At 38.4% G+C, this 17,936-nt stretch carries 17 protein-coding genes, 2 pseudogenes and 1 riboswitch; of the genes and pseudogenes, 2 read left to right on the top strand and 17 right to left on the bottom strand.

All coding sequences use genetic code 11. The annotated features are described in order from the left end of the window. Positions 1–417: 417 nt before the first annotated feature. The 10 genes and pseudogenes from dsdA to QNH17_RS01455 form a co-directional block, all read right to left on the bottom strand. Positions 418–1,758 (bottom strand): annotated as a pseudogene (dsdA, locus tag QNH17_RS01500) (D-serine ammonia-lyase). A gap of 20 nt (positions 1,759–1,778) precedes the next feature. Continuing rightward, positions 1,779–2,099, bottom strand: coding sequence for a DMT family transporter (locus QNH17_RS01495; protein WP_283877067.1), 321 nt, complete (start codon positions 2,097–2,099; stop codon positions 1,779–1,781). A 4-nt stretch (positions 2,100–2,103) separates the two neighbouring features. Beyond that, positions 2,104–2,457 carry a DMT family transporter gene (locus QNH17_RS01490; protein ID WP_283877066.1) on the bottom strand — a complete coding sequence of 118 codons (354 nt, stop codon included), beginning with the start codon at positions 2,455–2,457 and terminating at the stop codon, positions 2,104–2,106. A 27-nt stretch (positions 2,458–2,484) separates the two neighbouring features. Further along, positions 2,485–3,348: a Cof-type HAD-IIB family hydrolase gene (locus tag QNH17_RS01485; protein WP_283877065.1), complete on the bottom strand. Its 864-nt coding sequence runs from the start codon at positions 3,346–3,348 to the stop codon at positions 2,485–2,487. A gap of 93 nt (positions 3,349–3,441) precedes the next feature. Continuing rightward, on the bottom strand, positions 3,442–4,224 hold the full coding sequence (locus QNH17_RS01480) for a DeoR/GlpR family DNA-binding transcription regulator (protein WP_283877064.1): 783 nt from the start codon (positions 4,222–4,224) through the stop codon (positions 3,442–3,444). Between the two features lie 15 nt (positions 4,225–4,239). Further along, complete coding sequence (locus QNH17_RS01475) at positions 4,240–5,253, bottom strand: ABC transporter ATP-binding protein (protein ID WP_283877063.1); 1,014 nt, start codon at positions 5,251–5,253, stop codon at positions 4,240–4,242. Beyond that, positions 5,250–6,125 carry an ABC transporter permease gene (locus tag QNH17_RS01470; protein WP_283877061.1) on the bottom strand — a complete coding sequence of 292 codons (876 nt, stop codon included), beginning with the start codon at positions 6,123–6,125 and terminating at the stop codon, positions 5,250–5,252. The genes QNH17_RS01475 and QNH17_RS01470 overlap by 4 nt, the downstream gene beginning before the upstream one ends. Beyond that, positions 6,122–6,976: an ABC transporter permease gene (locus QNH17_RS01465; RefSeq protein WP_283877060.1), complete on the bottom strand. Its 855-nt coding sequence runs from the start codon at positions 6,974–6,976 to the stop codon at positions 6,122–6,124. Before QNH17_RS01465 ends, QNH17_RS01470 begins: the two co-directional genes overlap by 4 nt. Positions 6,977–7,136: 160 nt before the next feature. Then, entirely contained in the window at positions 7,137–7,970 is an 834-nt protein-coding gene (locus QNH17_RS01460) for an alkaline phosphatase family protein (RefSeq protein ID WP_283877059.1), read from the bottom strand. After that, positions 7,960–9,066 carry an ABC transporter substrate-binding protein gene (locus tag QNH17_RS01455; RefSeq protein WP_283877058.1) on the bottom strand — a complete coding sequence of 369 codons (1,107 nt, stop codon included), beginning with the start codon at positions 9,064–9,066 and terminating at the stop codon, positions 7,960–7,962. The genes QNH17_RS01460 and QNH17_RS01455 overlap by 11 nt, the downstream gene beginning before the upstream one ends. A 408-nt stretch (positions 9,067–9,474) precedes the next feature. Here QNH17_RS01455 and QNH17_RS01450 point away from each other — a divergent pair. Beyond that, positions 9,475–9,579: pseudogene (locus QNH17_RS01450) on the top strand (EamA family transporter); the annotation flags it as partial. 680 nt (positions 9,580–10,259) lie between these two features. Here the strand turns inward: QNH17_RS01450 and QNH17_RS01445 are convergent. Further along, complete coding sequence (locus tag QNH17_RS01445) at positions 10,260–10,592, bottom strand: winged helix-turn-helix transcriptional regulator (protein WP_283877057.1); 333 nt, start codon at positions 10,590–10,592, stop codon at positions 10,260–10,262. Between the two features lie 235 nt (positions 10,593–10,827). Between QNH17_RS01445 and QNH17_RS01440 the strand changes: the two genes are divergently transcribed. Continuing rightward, on the top strand, positions 10,828–11,799 hold the full coding sequence (locus tag QNH17_RS01440; RefSeq protein WP_283877056.1) for a quinone oxidoreductase family protein: 972 nt from the start codon (positions 10,828–10,830) through the stop codon (positions 11,797–11,799). A gap of 219 nt (positions 11,800–12,018) precedes the next feature. Here QNH17_RS01440 and QNH17_RS01435 read toward each other — a convergent pair whose 3' ends face one another. From QNH17_RS01435 to QNH17_RS01405, 6 genes are all read right to left on the bottom strand, one after another. Beyond that, entirely contained in the window at positions 12,019–12,474 is a 456-nt protein-coding gene (locus QNH17_RS01435; RefSeq protein ID WP_283877055.1) for a DinB family protein, read from the bottom strand. 642 nt (positions 12,475–13,116) lie between these two features. Continuing rightward, positions 13,117–13,398 carry a hypothetical protein gene (locus QNH17_RS01425; protein WP_349632558.1) on the bottom strand — a complete coding sequence of 94 codons (282 nt, stop codon included), beginning with the start codon at positions 13,396–13,398 and terminating at the stop codon, positions 13,117–13,119. 231 nt (positions 13,399–13,629) lie between these two features. After that, positions 13,630–13,734 (bottom strand): Fur-regulated basic protein FbpA, encoded by a 105-nt coding sequence (locus QNH17_RS01420; protein WP_283879402.1) that lies wholly within the window; start codon positions 13,732–13,734, stop codon positions 13,630–13,632. A gap of 313 nt (positions 13,735–14,047) precedes the next feature. After that, on the bottom strand, positions 14,048–15,427 hold the full coding sequence (locus QNH17_RS01415) for an LVIVD repeat-containing protein (protein WP_283877054.1): 1,380 nt from the start codon (positions 15,425–15,427) through the stop codon (positions 14,048–14,050). 104 nt (positions 15,428–15,531) lie between these two features. Further along, a riboswitch (SAM riboswitch) is annotated at positions 15,532–15,644 on the bottom strand. Between the two features lie 346 nt (positions 15,645–15,990). Then, on the bottom strand, positions 15,991–16,956 hold the full coding sequence (locus QNH17_RS01410) for an ABC transporter ATP-binding protein (RefSeq protein ID WP_283877053.1): 966 nt from the start codon (positions 16,954–16,956) through the stop codon (positions 15,991–15,993). Beyond that, positions 16,953–17,930 (bottom strand): ABC transporter ATP-binding protein, encoded by a 978-nt coding sequence (locus QNH17_RS01405; protein ID WP_283877052.1) that lies wholly within the window; start codon positions 17,928–17,930, stop codon positions 16,953–16,955. The genes QNH17_RS01410 and QNH17_RS01405 overlap by 4 nt, the downstream gene beginning before the upstream one ends. Positions 17,931–17,936: the final 6 nt, after the last annotated feature.

Genomic DNA, 17,936 nt, shown 5'->3' with positions numbered 1-17,936 from the left:
TGTTTTTTACTTTTGGCAGAGAGATGGATGATAAAAATATAAAACTAATAGGCTAATCCGTACGTCCCAATTGATGGAAATATATTGAAATAAGCTATAATGTTCTTCATCATTACTTAACGTAACATTAACAGGCTTATTACATTTAGGACATAGATAAGAAACAATGATGGGCTATAGTAGTTACCAGAGGGGATAGCATGTGTGGCTATCATGGTATTAGGCGTAGGAGGAGCCAATACTAATAGGTTAGTGAAAGGGTGAATTTCTTCAAACACTTTACAGTACCTTGTTCGGTGTGCAACTTTCTAAATCAAAAAAACTAGGTTAAAAACCATTAAAAAAGAGTCGGACCTCTACTACTTAATCGTAGGAGTCTGACCCTTTTGTTTAACTGTGTTTCCCTGTAAAAACCTATTATTCTTCGTCAGAGTGACAGGCACTCAAATATTCCTCCATTATTTCTTTAGGAACCATACTACCCCTGTCGCCCAGATGAGTGTGGACGGCGTTTTTCATGTGCTCTGTTAAGTGCTGTTGGTGAATGTAGGATTTTCCGTCTTTCTCCGTTGATAATTTAACAGGTCCAATCGCACCCGCCAATGCAGAAGGCTCCAATTGAATGTTTTCTGTATCAGCCATTGCTTTTAATAGTTTAAATAATTCTTGGTCGCTTACCGTATAGCTTCCACTTAATAATGGCTCAATCGTTTGACCAACGAATCGGGATGGCCGTCCAACCGCAAGCCCATCTGCCGCTGTCACATTGTCAATTCCAACATCCTGGACTGAAATTTGATCATGTAGCCCTGTGACTAAACCAAGTAACATACATGGTGAGTGGGTTGGCTCGGCAAAAAAGCAATGGACTCGATCTTGATACAGAAGTTTTAAGCCAAATGCCACTCCTCCCGGTCCGCCACCTACTCCGCATGGAAGGTAAACAAAAAGGGGATGGTTTTCATCTACTGTTACGCTTAAATCTTCTAATTGTTTTTTTAGTCGATTGGCTGCGACTGCATAGCCTAAAAACAGATCACGAGAGTTCTCGTCATCAATGAAGTAACAATTTGGTTGACTTAGAGTTTGTTTTCTTCCCTCTTCGACCGCCTTGCTGTAATCTTCCTTATATTCAATGACCGTGACTCCTTTGCTTCTGAGCAGATCCTTCTTCCATTTCTTTGCATCTGCAGACATGTGAACCGTTACGTTAAAACCTAATTGGGCACTCATGATGCCAATACTTAATCCTAAGTTTCCTGTAGATCCTACAGCAATGGAGTAATCAGAAAAGAAGTTTCGGAATGTCTCACTATCAAGGATCGAATAATCATCCTTTACCGACAATAAACCATGTTGAATCGCTAATGTTTCTGCATGTTTTAATACTTCGTAGATGCCGCCTCTCGCTTAAATCGAACCTGAAATCGGAAGGTGGCTGTCACATTTCAGCAAAAATCTCCCTTCTAATGGAGTCCCATACATGTCCGACCGCTTTTCACGCATTGCCTGGATAAGGACAAGAGGAGATTCAATGATTCCACCCAGCTTACTAGTTTCTGGAAAAACTTTTGCAATATACGGAGCAAACCGCTTTAACCGTTCCTCTGCATCTTTTACATCATTCCCATTCAGTGGAAGTTTTTTTAATCCTGTTTTGAAATCTTCCTTTTTAGGATTTGACCAAAATAATTCCTTTAAAGCCACTAACTCGTTTATTAAAGGATATTCGTTTATCCAATCTTGAATCGTTTTCATCGCTTTTATCCCCCATAAGGTTACTGTCCAGATGTTATGTTAACACCTACAGCCCCTGCAATAATACACATTATCCAAAAAGTTGATCGCAGACTTTTAGGCTCATGAAAGAAGAACATACCGGCTAAAACACCTCCAACAGTGCCCATACCCGTCCATATTGCATAGGCAGTCCCCAATGGAAGGGAAGTTACAGCTAATGAAAGAAAATAAAAGCTTAAACTCCCACAAATTAAACAAATTATGGTAGGAAGCCATTTATTAAACCCGTCTGCTCGTTTCATGCTAATCACACTGCCAATCTCGGCAAAGCCGGCGATAACAAGAAAAAACCAAGCCATTGAATCATCCCCCAATATTCATTTTCTTTGCTGTTTTAGGTCCTGCTGGGCTTATTTTTAATCCAATGATCCCTGCAATCATTAACGTCACAAAAAATATTTTCGATAGATTAATAGTCTCTCCCCAAAAAAGCATCCCGACTGAGATTGTACCGACCGTTCCAAATCCAGTAAAAATAGCGTAACCCGTTCCTATGGGAATAGAATGTAACGCTTTTGAAAGCAAAAAGAAACTAAAGAGTATGATAACTACTGTTATGATGCTGGGGATTAGAATGGTAAATCCATGTGAATATTTAAGACCGATCACCCAGCAAATTTCCAACAATCCTGCTATTAAAATATAAATCCATGCCATATTGTTCTCTCCTTCAACACATGACACTTATTTTTGAAGAACGTAGTTCTCCATAAATTGATAAATCGCGTGAGCCACCCCATCGTCATCATTTTTAAGGGTTGTTGTGGTACAAACAGCTTTAATGTCATCTTTTGCATTTCCCATCGCTACACTGTATCCAACTTTCCGGAACATGGATAAATCATTGTTGCTATCTCCGATGGCCATAGATTTTTCTAAGGACACATTCATCAAAATCGCCATTTTTTCAAGGGCATTTCCCTTTGAAGCACTAATATTCGTAATTTCAATGTTATGTTCAGCCGATGAAACTACCCCTAACTCACCAATCATATTGAATCGGTCCCAGGCTTCGGCTAGTTTCTTTTGATCAAAAGAACAGGCTACAATATTAAAAACTTCTTCCTCCTGTTTTAGGATGTCAGGATAGTTTTCAACAAGAACATATCCAAACTGATCCAATTGTCTTTCCGCTTCTGTTGCAGTCTCTTTATATAAATCCGTGCTTTTCATACGCTGAATCTCTTGATAAAAATATTCTCTCCTCTTCTCTAGCGTATAAATGGCTTTGTCGGTAAACACTTCATAATAAAAATCCCGTTCATTCAGCCACTTTAGAATGGATTCGACTCGCTCTTTCGATATCGGAATAGAGGAAATAACCTTTCCGTCTTTCGAATGAGTGGTTGCACCATTTGTCCCGATGATATAGGGAGAAATCCCGGCTTTTTTACAAATTGTCTGAACATCGAAATAAGCACGACCTGTTGAAATAATGACCTCAATACCTCGGCCCTTGGCATATTGAATCGCCTTTTTATTTTCTTCACTAATTTCATTCTCGCCGTTTAATAATGTCCCATCCAAATCAATCGAAATGAAGCTCATAAGTTTGAAACTCCTTTTCTCATTTTTTAATAAATCCAATAAAAAAAGAGAGAACCCCCTCTTGTCATCCCTATATTTCCTGTACTTAATCGACTATGCCTGAATCCAATTGAGTTTTCCTAATTGTGGATGATTCTTCCATGCCTCTGGCATTGCTTGCTCACAAACAAACACATCTACTTTTTTGAGAGGACAAACTTTACAAAAAGTATCAACATCCATTTTAGAAGAATCGGTTAACAAGATTACTTGCTTGGATACCTCGACCATCTTGCGTGAAACCAATGTTTCATGCAAATGATAATTACTAACCCCATTTTGAATCGAAACACCGCCAGCAGAAATAAACGCTTTATTAATATTAAATTGTTCTAAGGTCTGTTCAGTAAAACTGCCGCTAATTGACTGCTGCTTCGGATCCAATAGTCCGCCTAGTAATAAAATTTGGCCTGTAAACTTATTTTGATTGAGCGATTCGGTCAATACAGATGAAACAGGAAGTGAATTGGTGATGATGGTAATATCCTTTTTATCCTGAATACATTTCGCAAATTCAAGCATGGTGGTCCCTACATCAATGGCAATGACATCACCGTTAGAAATAAGTTCTACTGCTTTTTTCCCTATCTTCACTTTCGCTTCTTGGTTCACGGTTGTACGATGTGCGAATGGGGGCTCCTCAAATGGAAAAACCGATTTAATCGCTCCGCCGTAAACCCTCTTTAAAAGTCCTTTTTCCTCTAAAAGCATCAAGTCACGGCGGATTGTTTCCTCCGAAACCTGAAACTGCTCCACTAAGTCGATGACTTTTACTTTTCCCTCTCTATTCAATTCTTTTAAAATTTCATTTTTTCGTTCTTCTGGCAAAACGGACATTTGACTTCCTCCAGATCATAAAATAATGCATTCTTTTTTCGGTACAAAAATCTGAACCTGCTCCCCTTGTTCAAGCATTTTCCCCTTGTGATGAAGGTCGTCGACAAGTAAAGCTGCCCCTTCAGTTTCTACTTCATATCTCAGGACATTACCTGTCATTGAAACATCTTTTACGAACCCTTTAATTCCCCAGTTCGATTGTACACTCATCTGATCCTCATCAGCTGGAACAATTTGTAAAACTTCCGGACGAATGGCTACTTCCTTCCCGTTCAGCTCTGTGCTGTGAACAAGTTGGTGGAAAACTTCCATACTCAAAACATTGTAATTTCCGATAAATTTCGCCACAAAGGTATTGACTGGAGAAGTATAAATTTCTACTGGAGAACCGGACTGAACAATTTTTCCTTTATTCATGACAAAAATCCGGTCCGACATCGTCATCGCTTCTTCCTGATCATGGGTCACAAAAATCGTGGTGATGTCTAATTCTTTCTGGATCCTTTTTAATTCCTTTTGCAAGTTTTTTCTGATTTTCGCATCCAATGCACTTAACGGCTCATCCAAAAGCAGTACTTTTGGTTCCATGACAAGCGCACGGGCAAGAGCGACCCTTTGTTGTTGACCGCCAGATAATTGATGTGGATAAGATTGCTCTTTTCCAACTAAATCGACGAGTTCAATCATCTTCGTTACTCTTGATTTGATATTTTTTGCCTTCTTCATTTTAAGGCCGTAGGCGATATTATCAAAAACATTCATATTCGGGAACAGTGCATAGGACTGAAACACCATACCGACTTCACGCTGACGCGGAGATACATGAGTGATATCCTTCCCATCAATGAAGATAGTTCCTGAATCTACGTCTTCAAGTCCGGCGATCGATCGCAATAAGGTACTTTTTCCGCATCCGCTTTGTCCAAGAAGGGTCGCAAATTCTCCCTTTTTTAAGGTCAACGAAATATTTTCTAACACGACTTGTTGATGATAGCCCTTCGTCACTTGATCAATCGTTACATAACTCATGAATTATCACCTTCTAAAGCTGTATTTTTTTGACGGTATGGTTTATTTAAAAATAATACAGATCGTTTTTTCGAAGAAAAGCCAGGAACTTTTTCTTTTTTAAACGTAAGTTTTAATACCGTTCCCGTTAACAGTAAAATGATTGAGTAATACGTAATCACAATGGCACTTGTTAAGTGACCGCTGCTGTTTAATTTGTCAGCAAGATAAATTTGAATCGTCTCAAATCGGCCTCCGACAAGCAAATTCGCAAACGCAAATTCACTAAATAACAGCGCGACAGATAATAGGGTAGACACCAAAATACCAGAGATAATGTTCGGAAACACGACGGTGCGCAACGCCTGAAATTTGGTAGCGCCCAGTAATTCAGCTGCATCGACAAGCTGGACCGCATTCACCGTCCGAAGGCTGTTACGAATACCTTGATACATAAATGGTAATATCGTGATGAAATAAGCACCAACCAAAATCCACGGTGTTCCGGTAATTTGAAGCGGTCCATTTGAATAGACCCTGATCAAGCCCACAGCCCCAACAATCGGAGGGATTCCATAAGGAAGCATAGCGGCTGCTTGGAGCCATCCTTCCCATTTGCTGAAATAGACGGTAATGATAAATATAGTTGGAAGCATAATCACCACACTAAGACCAACCGTTACAACAATTAAAAACAACGTATGCTGCAGTGCACTGTAAAACCGTTCATCTTGAAATAATTCGATATACCATTTCATCGTAAAACTCTCAGGCAGAATGGTGTGATCCCATTTGCCGGCGATCGAGAATAAAAACGATCCTGCCAGCGGGATTAATAAATAAATCACAAGTAAACCAACGACTACTTTATGAAAGCTCAGTGAAGTTTTCATCGTAAATCCCTCCTAATGCGGCGCATCATTCGATTATTGAACCACATCGCCCCGATCATGGTCGAAGCTAGAAGAACGCCCATCGCACTGCCTAGCTGCGGCTTTAAGGTCACGTCACTCGAGACTAAAGAGGCAATTTGCAATGATAATAAATTATAGTTGCTTCCGACCAATGCATAGGCGGTCGCATAAGCGCCCATCGCATTCGCAAACAAAATACTGAAGGTACCGGCAATGCTTGGAAGCAAAACCGGAATCCCGATGTGAAGCCAAAATGATACTTTGGTTCCGCCTAATAAAGATGAAGCTTCCTTCCAGTGCTCTTTAATTCCATGATACGATGGATAAATCAGCATAACTGCGAGCGGAATTTGAAAATAAATATAGACGAGAATGAGACCTGTCCAAGAATATAAATTAAAGCCTGCAAATACATCTAAACCCATCTTTGAAAAAAGCAGCGTGAACAATCCATTGTTTCCAAGTAAAATAATATAGGAAAAGGAAAGCGGAATGCCTTCAAAATTGGAAGTCATATTGGCAATCATCAGTAAGCGATTTTGGATTTTTTGCGAAAACTTTGTAAATGAATAGGCGGCGATCACCGCGATGATCACAGAAATGACAGCAGAAACCAACGAAATGACAAGGCTATTTTGAATCGATTGCAAGTAAAATTTACTTTTTAAAATCGTTACATATTGCTGAATCGTAACTTGAATTCCATCGTCTGCATGAAAACTATCCTTCAGCATGGCCACTAATGGGCCGATTTCAAACCCAATCACAAACAAAATAAATGGCAGTAAGAGAGCTAATAAGTAAAATTTTTGTTTGTTTATTTTTCGCAAGGCCTCTCTCTCCTCTATTTTCACTTATAATAGGGGAATTGGTTATAAATCGGAGGCTGTGTTATACTTACCTGTTGATTTCTGCTCCAATCAACATGGGTAAATAACCTTTACACAGCCAAATCGTAAAACCAATTCCCAGCAGTCTTTTTTCGGAAATTTAAACGTTCACTTTTCTCTTAAGTCCTGGCAATGAATAGTTGATCATTTTATCGGATGGTACGATCTCTAACAGTTCACAAACTAGCGGGGCAAAAGCCAATTGTGGAACGACCTCATTGTGGACCCCATTCTCTACTTTTGGACTGATGATAAATAGCGGTACATCACGCTCACCATCCGTTATGCCGCCGTGATTCCCATATTCACTCATGCCATGATCGGATGTTATCAAAATATGGTAGCCTTCGTTCATCCAAATTGGCAAAAGCTGTGCGAGCAAGCTTCCCATCTTTAAGATTTGTTCACGGTATTCTTTGGATTCCGAACCAAAAGCTTCCCCTTTTACGTCAACACCAAGCGGATGAATATATAAAAAATGTGGGTCATGCTTTCGGCGCAAAGCTTCCGCATCCATTAACACATGGCTGTCTGGATAATCATCATCCCAATAAAATTTCCCGTATTGAATCGGCTTAGAAGAATCCTCTTGCTCGCGGTCTTCAACAAACACAAATGGAGCGCGATTATACAGTTCACTTACCCAGTAATAGGCTACTGCTCCGTTCCTTAACCCGTTCTCCTTCGTCAGATGAAAGAGACTTTTCTCGGTGGAAAGCTGCACAGCTTGATTCGAGGTAATGCCGTTCATCGATGCCGGTGTACCAGTAAGCAACACTTCATATAATGGACGGGAAAGACTAGGAAGCTCCGATTTAATCTTGTATAGTGCCGCCTGATTGGTTTCTACCAGATGTTGAATATATCCAAGAGCCTCACAGGCTTTATCGTATCTCATCCCATCCACAACAATAGCTATTACTTTATTTGACATGGACTAACACCTCTTCCTGCCAAAGCTGCGGAAGGGTTTTAGCCGTTTCTTCCCAAGCTTTGAAATCTTTGATTGGTTTGGCATTCTTGTACTCATCTTTTGGTACCATTTTATCCGCTACTTCTTTAGGGAGCTTTACGTTATCACGGATAGGACGGGCATATCCTTTAGCCAGGTTAATTTGTCCCTCGTCACTTAAGATATATTCCCTAGCGGCCATTGCGGCATAAGGATGCTTCGCATATTTGTTAATAATCGTGGTATAGCCGCTTACGACTGAACCTTCTTTCGGAATGGTAACATCGAATTGATCACGATTGATTTGTTCTGCATAACCAAGGGCATTGAAATCCCAAACAAGGGCCACTTCTACTTCCCCTTTTTCGATGTTAGCAGGCTTGGCATCTGTTAAGCTAAGACGTCCTTGCTTCGCAAGCTTCGTAAAAAAGGCAATTCCCGGTTGAAGATTTTTTTCATCGCCACCGTAAGCGATAGCGGCTGCAAGAACGGCCATTTGGTTCTGTGTTCCACGCTGCACATCTCCAACGGTTACTTTGTAGTTTCCTTTTAGGATGTCATCCCATGATTTTGGCGGATTTTTCACTAATTCTTTATTTGTTAAGAAGGCAATGGTTCCTTGGTAGCCGACAACCCAGTCCCCGTTATCATCCTTTGCCCAGTCCGGCACTTCATCCCAATAGGAAGTTTTATATGGTAGTGTTAATCCCTTTTGTTCAGCAACCGGTCCAAAGGACATCCCTACATCACCGATATCCGCGGTAGCATTCTCTTTTTCCGATTCCATTTTAGCAATCTCTTCAGCACTCGATAAATCTGTATCATTGTGTTTCAATGTGTATTTTTTCATTACTTCATCCCATGTTTCTCCCCAGTTGGCCCATGAATCAGGCATACCGGTACTATTGACTTCCCCTTCTTTTTTGGCCTTTGTTTCGATTTCTTTCATGGTTAACGAGTTGGGATCCTTAATACTTGATGCAACCGGTTCCTTTGTATCTGCACATGCGGCTAATCCTAGTACACTTATTCCCAACATCACAGCTCGAATCGACTTGAACCACTTCTTTCCATTCATAAAAAGTATCTCTCCTCAATGTGGAATTTATAACGTTGTTTGCTGTTTGTTACGGTTTAATCATAATCCCACAATGTTAATCCCACATTAATCCCACATTAAGAAAATGTAAATTCAATGTTAAAGAAAGCAAAGGATATTATTTATGCCCCCAGTCAAACGTTCTTTTTAGAAAAAAATCCACAGCGTCCTTCTTTTTGCAGAATAAGTTCCAACAAGAACGTTACATTCATTATCTATTTGGTTTAGTAATAAAAGTAGTTTGTATACTAAAATCTATTTGTTTTTGGATTTTTCTAGAGGAATCTCTATGCTATGTGGCTTTTTTATTTAGAAAAGTAACAGAGGATTTCAAAACCAATTAATGGATACATCATAGTTTTTAATAGATTGAAAGGGGAAGTGACAATGAAAACTTGGCAATACTCATTTATTGTTTTATTAGGTGGTTGCTGTTACGGTGCATTATCCACTTTCGTAAAGCTCGCTTATGCTGCAGGTTTTGCGGTGAGTATGTTCCATAAGTAATTCCATCACTAACTGGTGATATTCCTTAATTCATTCAATGAATACTCACCAAATCCGGCTATTTTGTTTCGATGAAACACCAAAATCTTTCTTTAATCGCCATTTACTTCGTTACTTCCGACATGCTGTACAACTCCTATGTATGATTTAAAAAAATCGTATCAAACCTTAAGCGGACCTGTCACCGGACAATAATTTGCAGATCGATAACGCTTGCCGGACCGATTAAAAACGGTCCATTTTCGTACACTTTTGATACACTTCTAGGCTACTTTTCATATAAAAGAAAAGACCTCCCAACAGTTTAACAAAATGTCGAAAGGTCTTCTCGCAAAAGTTGTTTTTTATTTTTGTACTTTATGCGGACAAATTTGTCCGTCTACCGGTCAAAACGTTGATATAACTAGGTTTTTAAGCACTAATTACATCATGCCGCCCATTCATTTTCATATAAAATAGAAAGAAACGGTGTATAAGAAAAGGCTTAAAATCAACGTTTTTGAGTAGACAATCCTTCTTCACCTAACGCACCCGTTTGTTTAAGTACATTGTTTCACAATCTTTGCGTTCATAATAAAAAGGGGGCCGCAGCAACTTTAAATTATTAAGGTAAATATTGTCATTGGCATAATCGAGAATTATCAGTAATCAATATAGCCATACTTTTAACTTTCTGCTTTATTCTTCACATATTTAAGATAATTAGTTCCCCATTGACACATGAATTCTAGAAAGGGCACTAGACTCTCTCCTAGTTCTGTAAGTGAATATTCTACTTTAGGAGGTACTTGAGCATAAACCTTTCGATGAATAAGTCCATGAGATTCCATTTCACGTAGTTGTTCAGTTAACATTTTTTGCGTAACGTTTGGAAGCGATTTTTTTAATTCATTGAATCTCATAGTTTTATCCGTTAGTCGCCAAATGATTAACGGCTTCCACTTTCCCCCTATTAATTCTAAGGTAGCTTCTACTGGATCAGTTTTTTTTATGTTCATATATTGATCTTTTCTCCATTACTTAATTGTTTTCATCAATAGTTTCCTAATGGGTACTATGCCACTTTATAGTGCGTACTTATATTAAAAATTATTATACATTATAATCACTTTAGCAAACCTACATCAGTTTTTAGCAAGTTGATTATGAATATTAATATCGTGTGTCACATGGATAACAATGTATCCAATTAAACATCATTAAACTTATGAAATAGGGAGAGGCATTGATAAAATGAAAGCTCTAGTTGTTGAAAAATTTGGAGAAAAAGCTGAAATCGTACTTGAAACAAGAGACAAACCAACACCCAATCAAGGGGAAGCTTTAGTTAGGGTATATGCTGCTGCGTTAAATCCTCTTGATTTAACAGTTAAATCAGGTCATCTACCATTTGCTAAAAATCCTCCACTTGTTCTCGGAAATGAAGGGGCAGGAGTTGTAGAATATTCATCAAAGTTTCCTAAAGGATCAAAAGTAATTATTCAAGGTGGAGTGCTTGGTGTGAGCAAAAACGGTACACACCAAGAGCTGATGGTTGTACCTGAAAACCAACTAGTTCCCCTTCCAAAGAACTTTAGCTTTGAAGAAGGAGCTGCTTTATCTGTTGCTTATTTAACTGCTTATTTAGCATTAACCTACTCTGGTGAAATCCAAAAAGATGAATGGGTTGCAGTAGCAGGAGCAACAGGATCGGTTGGCTATGCAGCACTTCAACTTGCCAAAGCATTAGGTTCTAAACCAATTGCTATAGTATCATCGAATGAAAAAGCAAAACAAGCTTCAACGGCTCAACCAGAAGCGATTATTAATCTCTCACAAGAAGGAATTGTCCAAGGCATTACTCGTGCGACAAATGGTCGGGGTATCAATTTAGCACTTGATCCAGTGGGCGGTAATGGAACAAATCTGCTCCTTCATTCCTTAGCAGAAGCTGGTCGTGTTGTAAGTATTGGGTATGCAGCTGGTATGGAAACAACAATTAATCTAATGGATCTTTTAGCGAAAGCGACAAAGCTTATTGGATTCAGCATTTACGCTATCCCAGAAGAGGTTATTCAATCAGCACTTCAACATATAATTCAGTTAGCTGAGGAAGGAAAAATTCGACCAGTGATTGATTCAACGTTCCCTCTAGAACAATGGAGTCAGGCTTTTTCACGTCTTACTTCAAGAAAAGCAATTGGAAAAATCATTTTTACTATCTAAGTAATATATATAGGATGCCTATCATTAAGAAACCGTACTTGAGCTAAGGTAATTCCAAAATTCTATAAACCCAATTTCCCATTTAAAAAATTGAGGAAATTGGGTTTTTTCGTTCTCTGAAGAGAAAAATTTTTTTAACTATCCTGTTCGTTACTTGAAGAAGAAAAAAGCATTACTGTAGCTCCCAGTAATGCCCCGTTAGTTCAATTAAATTAAGATTTAGTCGTTTCCTTTAATTAAGATTTGCTTGTTAATATGATGCTCCATATGGTTAAGGTAGTCATGTATAAGCCATTGTAATGTTTTTTGGGTATTCCCAATATCACAAAGATAGGTTAATTTCTCGGCAGGAATATTCATAATGATATTTATCACTTGCTTATTAAGGATTTGAAAAAGAGTCAGTATTTCATCAAGTGGTCTTTCTTGATAATTCTGCACTGCGACCCATTGTTCTTGATTATACGATTGGATGACATAAGGTTGTTCCGTATATTGAATTTTTACAAACCTATCAATATTATTTATTGCAGAGTCACAAAGATGTCCTAATATCTCTTTTTTAGACCATTTATTTGGTAATGGGCGATTTGATATTTCTGTATCAGACATAGAGTTGTATTTCTTTGGTAATGCTTGTATCCAATGGTTTATTGCATTAATTATATCTTCCACACTCATACACCCCTTCAATATGTATCAAAAAAACAATATTGGTCTAAAGTCATTAATATCCTTTATTTCACAGAGCCATTTTCATAAAAAAAGAGCTGATCCAATAAGGATACCCATTCAATTATTCTTGCATTTTATAAGTTATATTTCTTATCTATTTCACTTGCAATAGTCTCTAAAAAAACATCGACTGTGATCTTCTCAACATGTCGAGTATACCAGGCAAGTTTTGCACCTTTACTTATTCCATTGCAATGAACTTTTATAGGCATATACCCGCCCATTTCTAAAGAATGATCAAATTCTATAGATAATTGATCACCGTTTGGGCATTCAAGTAAGACGGTATATTTGGATTCTTATTTTCCGTTTTCAATTTACCTATTTTTATTTTCGCTAACATCTTTATTTCCTCCCTAGGATAATTATTTGTATCAGTAACTTCATTCCTTTCATTTAAATGTATCTAATACATATTAATTCAACTATAAAAGAGGGAATTCCTTTTAGACCATAAATTACCTAAAATTTTATAACGTACCTTCTCGAGCTAACCTGCACCGTTAGAACAACAAGAAAAAAGCCGCCAAAAATAGCAGCCTTTCTTCATTTTTGTGTTATATGTGTATATAGCCGATTTGTTTACTCACCTACTAGTCCATCACCATCCCGATCGTCCATATATTTATAGAGCCATGAGTCACGCGTAATTGGCATTTTAAAGCCAGCAGCTTTGGCTTCAGCGATCGTAACACTTCCATTATGATTGGTATCCACCTTACTAACATCTTCATTACTACTTACCGTTTCGTTTGCTGGTACATTGTCTGTTTTCGGTGGCGTACTGCTCGTACCTGTCGTTTCCCCTAAATTTTTGTTCACTTCATCTGGGTTTACATTGTCAAATTCATCTGTAATGTACAAGTTCCCTTTCCTTTAAATTGTTAGCGGGGTTTAGGTTTGTTTTACAAACCTTCCTTTCCTTCCTGAAGAAATGCACCCTTATTTGGAGAATTTTTTTCATGTAAACAATTCTTTTTAGTTATTAGGGTAGAATATCCCTCCTTACTTAAAGGGGATATTTAGAAATTGTCTCCTAAATAATTAAGATATTATCTTCAATATCCGTATTAACCCTATTGAACGTCCAACTTCCTATTCGAACTCTTTTAATGTAAGTTGAAACAATTGTTGGTCGTTCTTTTTATAGATGCCTTGATCCATTAGTTTACTGATTAAGTCATGCTTTCTTTGCTCGATAACTTAACGTATGATGTTTCCCATTTTAATACACCCCTTTATCGACCTTTACTTCTGACTCTCTTGATAAGAATGATTGTTTTAAATTTATTTCTTGGACACAAATTTAGCATAGCTGTCTAACAAGAGAGCAGTTATAAATAATTTCGCTCCCTTTAAGGGTCTCTCTGTGAACTTCTACCACAAGGACTTCTCAAATATTTACCATTTTTTTATAAAATAAAAGCCCCATCTTCTACGGTAAGTAGGAGCTGGAGCCTTCGGTTTTCCGATGATCTTATGATTAGTTTTTTTGGTTCAACTAAGCTTCATTTTAATTTTTCTTCTGTAAAACTTTTAGCCCACTCCCCATATCAGAGGCAAGTACGTAGTTTTGATCTACAAACACTCCCCATATGTAGGCATCTGCAGGAACATATTTCCCGATTTGTACAGGTTCACTTGGGTTCGAGATATCGACTGCTCTTATTCCTCCCGCATAATGCGAAAGATACAATGTGTTTCCTTGTACTTTCGGATCATGAACAGTCTTAGCAAACGTAACCTGTTTGCTAGGGTCTTCTGAGATATTTTCTGTAAGGTCTGTTTTGAATTCACTTAATAATTTCGGATCGTTTTTATCCTTGATATCAAAGAGTCGTGTATATCCGTATGATTTTTCGTAGCCTAGTTTAATCGGTGCGTAAACCTCTCTTGTCTCCACGAGTACCGTGCCGCCTTTTGCAAGTGCAACCGAGTGTGCAGAGCCTTGTTGATTAGAGGCAAACGTTGTTCTTCCTTCATATTTCACATTTTCAGGATCAGAGATATCGAGGATGATTGTTCCTAAATCCCAAAATGAAAGAAATGCCGTTTTCCCCGTTTCATCTGCATATGCGCTATGGTTGAATACCGGACGCTTCTTGCCATCTGGAGCGTTCCAATTGTAACCGTCAAAATCCTCGCTCACTTCCGGTAGTGATCGCGGATCAAACTCATAAAGTTTTTTCGGTTCAGAAGGGTTCGTGACATCAACAAGCTGGAAGTCCTTCTCTAGGCCATGAGAATAGTAATCCGCATACGGGTTTGCAGCTAGGACAAGTACTCGATTTCCTTGCGTAGTTAAATATAATTCATGTGTTCCTTTTGTTTTCTTCGTCACTTCATAGAATCCTAACTTCTTAGGTTCGTATGGATTTGTTACGTCATACAGGAGGAATCCACCCTTAGAATCCGGATTCTTCACATCAAGCTGCTGAACAGAAACAACTGCTAGATCTCCTTGAAAATCTTTTGTATTAACGGTTTTGACGATGACTTTTTCCTGCCAAGTGCCAGGGATATCATTATGAGCAAACACAGCCACTTCTTTCGGGTTGGATGGATCTTTCAGATCGAAGACACGCACCCCGCCGTTTCCACCATTCGCCGTATGGGTACCTGTGTAGGCAAACCCTTTATGGGCATAGACGTCAGCAGTTCTGTTTTGCACGCCATCTCTGATTTCTTTTAATGGAACCGCAGCAGTCTCATGTAGATACTTCACATTTTTGCTTCCTTCTGTGACAGGTACAGAACGGATTTCATCCAGATTACGCTGACCCTTCTCAATATTAATGTCACCTAATTCATCATGTGCATATGAAACAGGCAAGATGGATGACAGCGTCAGTCCTGTCACAAGTAATGAGCTTACTAAAAATTTTCTTTTCAAATGAATTCCTCCCTATATGGTTTTGACTGGAACTCTTAAGAGGCAGTAAAAAAAGTCTTCTGAACTCGTGAAAGAACAGAAGGCTTTTCGAATAAATCCGATTCCTCTCATCTTTCAGCGTTCGCTGTTAGATTTAGCACCATTTCCATACTGTCCATTCAGTAAGGAGGTTGCCGGGTTTCATTGGGCTAATTCCCTCCACCGCTCTTAATAAGAGTATTCCTATCAAATTACTTTGTATTATGACAATACTTTCCCAAACTGTCAATTTATTACTCTAATATTTTTTTATTTTACATCTTTTGGATTAGTAAATGACATTAGACAACATTCTTAATAGGTAATCGATATTACTTCTAAATCCCGATTCTAATCCATTCAACCTATTCCGGAGCCTTTCTACCTTGCGGTAAATTGTACTTTCCCTCCTCCACAGAACCATGCTTGCACTATTAATGCACACGGCTCCTCCTATTCATCATTACCAGTGTGAAGGATTTAAGCCAAAAAAAGACAAGATCAGGTTAGCCCTGAATTTATCTCTATTGAATGTTTAAACATCGTTAAACATAATGACATGCAACAAAATGGTCTCTGTCTACTTCACGATATTCTGGTATTTTTCCCGAACACAAATTAGTTGCTGCTGGGCATCTTGTTCGAAATTTACAACCGGAAGGCGGATAAATGGGACTTGGAATATCCCCTTTTAATAAAATACGTTCTCTTTTAGCCGTTGGATCTGGTATTGGAACTGCTGAAAGGAGTGCTTTGGTATAAGGGTGTTGTGGTTGATTAAATAGTTCTTCTTTTGATGCTAATTCCACAATATTACCTAAATACATAATGGCAATTTTCGTACATAAATGTTCGACCACACTTAAATCATGGGAAATAAACAAATATGAAAGCCCATTTTCCCTTTGGAGGTCACTAAAAAGATTAATGATTTGAGCTTGTATAGATACATCAAGAGATGCAACAGGTTCATCCATCACAATGAATTCTGGATTTAAGGCCATAGCACGGGCAATGACAATACGCTGTCTTTGACCTCCGGAAAATTCATGTGGGTACCGATCAAAATGGAAAGGGGATAAACCACACTTTTCCATAACCTCTAACACATGCTCGCGGACCTCTTGTTTTGAAACAATCCCGTGCTCCACCACGGCTTCACCAATAGCATCACCTACCCTGATTCTTGGGTTTAATGAACTAAATGGATCTTGGAATACCAGTTGTGTTTGGACACGTAAATGACGTAGTTCTTTTTTGGAAAGTTCAAAGATGTCCTGTCCCTTATATTTTACTTCTCCTGCTGTTTTATCTTGAATGCGTAATATGGTTTTGCCTATGGTAGACTTACCGCTTCCTGATTCACCTACCAGGCCGAAGACTTCCCCTTTTTTAATCGTAAAACTTACTCCATCAACTGCTTTAACTGAATCGCTAAAATTTTTAAACAAACCTTTTGATGAAGTATAATATTTTTTTAGATTATTAACCTCTAGTAATGTATCACTCATCCTGCACCTTCCTTATACAGCCAGCACGCCGTCTTTTGATATTGACCTACGTCCGTTAAAACTGGCTGTTTCCTACGGCAAATTTCCTTGACATGCTCACATCGATCAGCGAAATAACATCCATCTTTTAAATCTGTTAAATTAGGTACTTGACCTGCTATTGTATATAGTCGTTCCTTTCGTTCGCCTATCACAGGTTTAGCTTTGAGTAAGCCCTTTGTGTAAGGGTGCTTCGGGTCGGCGAAAAGTTTAAGAACAGGTCCTTCTTCTACTACTTTTCCTGCATACATGACAACGACATAATCTGCCATTTCAGCTACGACCCCTAAATCATGGGTTATTAACAATATAGATGTGTTAAACTCTTTTTTAACGTCTCTTAGTAAATCCAAAATTTGAGCTTGAATCGTAACATCAAGTGCAGTTGTTGGTTCATCCGCAATAATTAGTTTCGGGTTACAGCTAAGGGCAATAGCAATCATAATCCGCTGCAGCATCCCTCCACTTAATTCATGAGGATAAAGTTGAATCATTTTTTCTGCATTGGGAATTCCCAACATCGTGATCAGCTCTTTTGCTTTTTTATATGCATTCTTTTTACTGAGTAATAGATGTTCCATAATCGACTCAATCATTTGTTCTCCAATCGTAAAGACGGGATTTAAAGAAGTCATTGGCTCTTGAAAAATCATGCCAATTTCATTCCCTCTGAGACGGCGGATATCCTTTTTCGTTAATTGCAATAAATTATTACCAGCAAAATGAATTTCTCCACCTTCCACTTTTCCGTTTTCAGGAATGAGCTGCATCAAAGATAATGCGGTTATACTCTTACCACAGCCAGACTCGCCAACGATACAAACAGTTTCACCTTCACGGATGGAGAAGCTAACGTCATTCACTGCTTGAACAATGCCGTTTTCTGTGTGAAAGTTCGTGACAAGATGATTTACTTCTAACAACATTTCACTCATAACCCC

It is taken from the genome of Neobacillus sp. SuZ13, assembly GCF_030123365.1.
In the GTDB taxonomy this organism is placed as follows: Bacteria; Bacillota; Bacilli; order Bacillales; family Cytobacillaceae; genus Neobacillus.
Note: the sequence above shows the minus strand (reverse complement) of the source record. Positions and strands in the feature narration are given on the sequence as shown.